Below are 3,194 nucleotides of genomic sequence, written 5' to 3' on the forward strand. Positions count from 1 at the left end.
GTTTGCCTGATGAGCAACCGATGGAATTTGGTTCGTCAGCAGATTGAGCCAATCAACTATGCGATGGCCGCATAGCGACATTTTGAATTGCACCCCCTCAGGGTCTTATAGTTCATGAAACCCCGAATATTTTTAGGGAAAGCAACACTGTTTTATCCTAAAACTTTCTCATTTTAAGGCTTTGTATAGGTGTTACAACGGTGTTATAATACTACTATACAATCTCATCACCGTCGCCTTTATTGGTCATAATAAATCGCTCATCGGTAAATAGCAAACTGATTGTTACGCCAGGTGGGCTAGTGACCGTTAGCAATGCACCTAACTGCTCACAAAGGCCGTACATGAGCGACATACCTAACGAACGGCTCCGTTCAGGAGCATAACCCACCGGTAAGCCGACCCCATCGTCAGCAACCGTCAACTCGTAGGTCCCGCTTGTAACCTGATGCAACGAGAGACTTACCGTCCCGGAACGGCCATCGGGAAAAGCATATTTGAGGGCATTGGTGATGGCCTCGTTGATGATCAGGCCCAACGGTACAGCCTGGGTTACGTCCAACGCCAAAAGGTCTATCGACAGGTTAAAGCTAACCGGCCTGGGCTGGGCGTACGAATCGCGCAGATAATCGACCATATCGTTAATATAAGAGGTCATGTCTACCCGGGATATTTGTTCGGACTGGTAGAGCTTCTGGTGGATCAGGGCCATGGCCTGCACCCGGTGCTGACTCTCCTGAATGGCCGACAGAGCTGCCTTGTCCTGAAGGGCAGCGGCCTGAGAGTTCAGTAGGCTCATAACGATCTGAAGGTTGTTTCTGACCCGATGGTGAATCTCCTTGAGCATCCATTCTTTCTCCTCCAGCAAGGTGTCTTTTTCGTACAATACAGTTTCCAGAGAGTTATTCTTTTGGTTAATTTCAAGCTGTTTATTCTCCAGTAGCTGATTGCTCTTTTGCTTGAGCCGATACCGGTTATAACCCACTCCCAGCACTAATATTAGTAAGAAGGCTCCGGCCAGGGTACCGTTGCGGATCAGTTGGGCCTGATCCAATCGATGCTGTTGTAGTTTTCCATGCTCAGTCAGTAATTGAATGTTTTTTTCCTTCAGTTTTAAATCCTGGTCTCTCTTTGCGGTTTGATATTGAATCTCTAACTGGGCAATCTGGTGGTTTTTGCTTTCGGTAAATAGCGAGTCCCGTAAACGTACATACCGTTGAAAATTAACAATAGCCGAAGGATAACGCCCCAGAGTTGAATCCAACTGAAACCTTTGTAAATGATTGTCAGCTAAGGCGATGGCTGAACCTTGTTCAAGGCAAAGCTGGTGGTTGATAGTCAAATATTTTTGGGCAGACCCGTACTGCCCGCTGGCGAGGAGAAATCCAATGACTGAGTGGTAAGTAGAAGTCCGGCCCGGACTACCGGCCCCGTCTTCTTGGGTAAGCTTTATTACCTGCTCGAAATAAGGCTGCGCCCGGTCGTATTGGTGCAAACTGCGGTATATATCCATAAAACGAGTCGCCAGGATGATACGACTCTCAAAATCAGTCGGAGGATACCTGGCAGCAATCTTACGGAGAAAAACGAGTGCTTTCCGGGGTTTACCGGATCTCACTAATAAGGAGCTAATGTTACAGGAAATATATATGATTGATGGGGCATGTTTATAGATTAACGCAATATCCAATGACTTTTGGAAACAAATGTGCGCTGACCCAGACTGCCCCAGTGCCTGGTAAGTTGTGCCCAGTCGGTTATAAATAGTACAGAGTTGCAGGTCTGTGCTACCCCGCAATTGAGCCGTTTTGACTGCCTGTAAACCATACGCCAAGCCTGCTTTGTAATCACCGATTTTTGTGGACACAAATCCAAGTAAATCGTAAACCTGATCAACGTCAGGATGGCTTATAGAGCGGTATAATATCAGGGCACGCTGTAACTCCTTCAATGATTGGCGATAGTTTTCCTGCAACTGAAGCAAATCGCCTTGCTCTTTCAATAACTCAGCTTCTTTTTTCGTTTCGCCTGTCTGACTAAACAATGACAAAGCTTGCCGGTTAAGATTGATTTTCGACGAAACGTCCAAAGCCGTGTTGGAATAATAGCGGGTCAGTTCGGAGTAAACGTGACCCAATTGCGCCAGTTCGTCGTATTTTCTAAACAGAAATAAAGCCCGTCCGGCATAGGCCTTCCCCTGTTGCCAGTCTCCTTTTTCCCGGAGGGCTTTTGCCGTTATCAGATAGCCTCTCCCTTCGCCTTTGTAATACTGTAAGGAACGGCTAAGGGTTATAGCCTGTCTGGCGAAGAGTAACGCCCAATTTAGATCGCTTGCTTTTTCACCAGGCCTATGTACGTAGCGATAACTTAGGTCAATTAATAGCTTCACCCGGTTGGTATCGGCTTTGCTCCTGATCAACTGCTCGCGTAAACTGTCTATCTGATACACAGGCGACTGCGCCCATGAGAGCTGACCGAAAAACCAGAACAGTAAAGCGAATATTATCAAATTCATGGAGCTCAATGGGTGGTCAATTTTATAGCAGATAAATGGGCATTTCCTGATGTACGGAGCCAATTGGCTTCACCAAACTAATACCAGAACGAATGGTTCCTCGCAGTGGGTTAATTGAAGTCCCGCTTAACGTTGGAAAGAGATTTTCCTTCCCAACTACTCCCTAAATCCTCGTAACAGCATCATACATACTGAACGGCTACGCGAAGGTAAGGCCTGCCATCATCAGTATCTGTCAATTAGTAGAAAGCATCCTTAGCTTGACTTTAGCCACACACCACCCAGGCTAAGGCGTTCTGCCATTACTTTTCCTCTTGCTGACTCATTCTCACGTGTGCCACTTCCCAAAAAGATGTTCGTGTTGTTGCCTTAACGCTGGAACCCTGGAGCGCACATTCGCTTAGTTGACTAATTAACGTCGATTAAGTGTTAATTGGGTGCGGTCGTTGAAAGTTTCCGAAGCCATGATTCAAATAGAAATGGTTCTTTTAATAGTTCGGCGTTTATAAAATTTAGACAACATCATGATGGATTAATTTTTAATGCCTGTCAATTGTGGCAGTACACAAGCATGTATTAGTTCCAACAGGTTGAACGCATTTAAAAAAGGGTGAGTAACTTGATCAGATAATTGTCGTCCCAGCCCGCCAGCTTGCGTCGGCTTTTAAGACTCTCTTTA

1 protein-coding gene is annotated in these 3,194 nt (G+C 46.0%); it reads right to left on the minus strand.

The window, feature by feature from the left end:
- Nucleotides 1-214: 214 nt before the first annotated feature.
- Nucleotides 215-2,515 carry a tetratricopeptide repeat-containing sensor histidine kinase gene (locus B157_RS35050; protein ID WP_020603352.1) on the minus strand — a complete coding sequence of 767 codons (2,301 nt, stop codon included), beginning with the start codon at nucleotides 2,513-2,515 and terminating at the stop codon, nucleotides 215-217.
- Nucleotides 2,516-3,194 lie beyond the last annotated feature (679 nt).

Source organism: Spirosoma spitsbergense DSM 19989 (assembly GCF_000374085.1).
Taxonomy (GTDB): domain Bacteria; phylum Bacteroidota; class Bacteroidia; order Cytophagales; family Spirosomataceae; genus Spirosoma; species Spirosoma spitsbergense.

Coding starts and splice junctions, on each gene's coding strand:
- B157_RS35050 (WP_020603352.1), bottom strand. CDS start 2,515: ATGAATTTGATAATATTCGCTTTACTGTTCTGGTTTTTCGGTCAGCTC.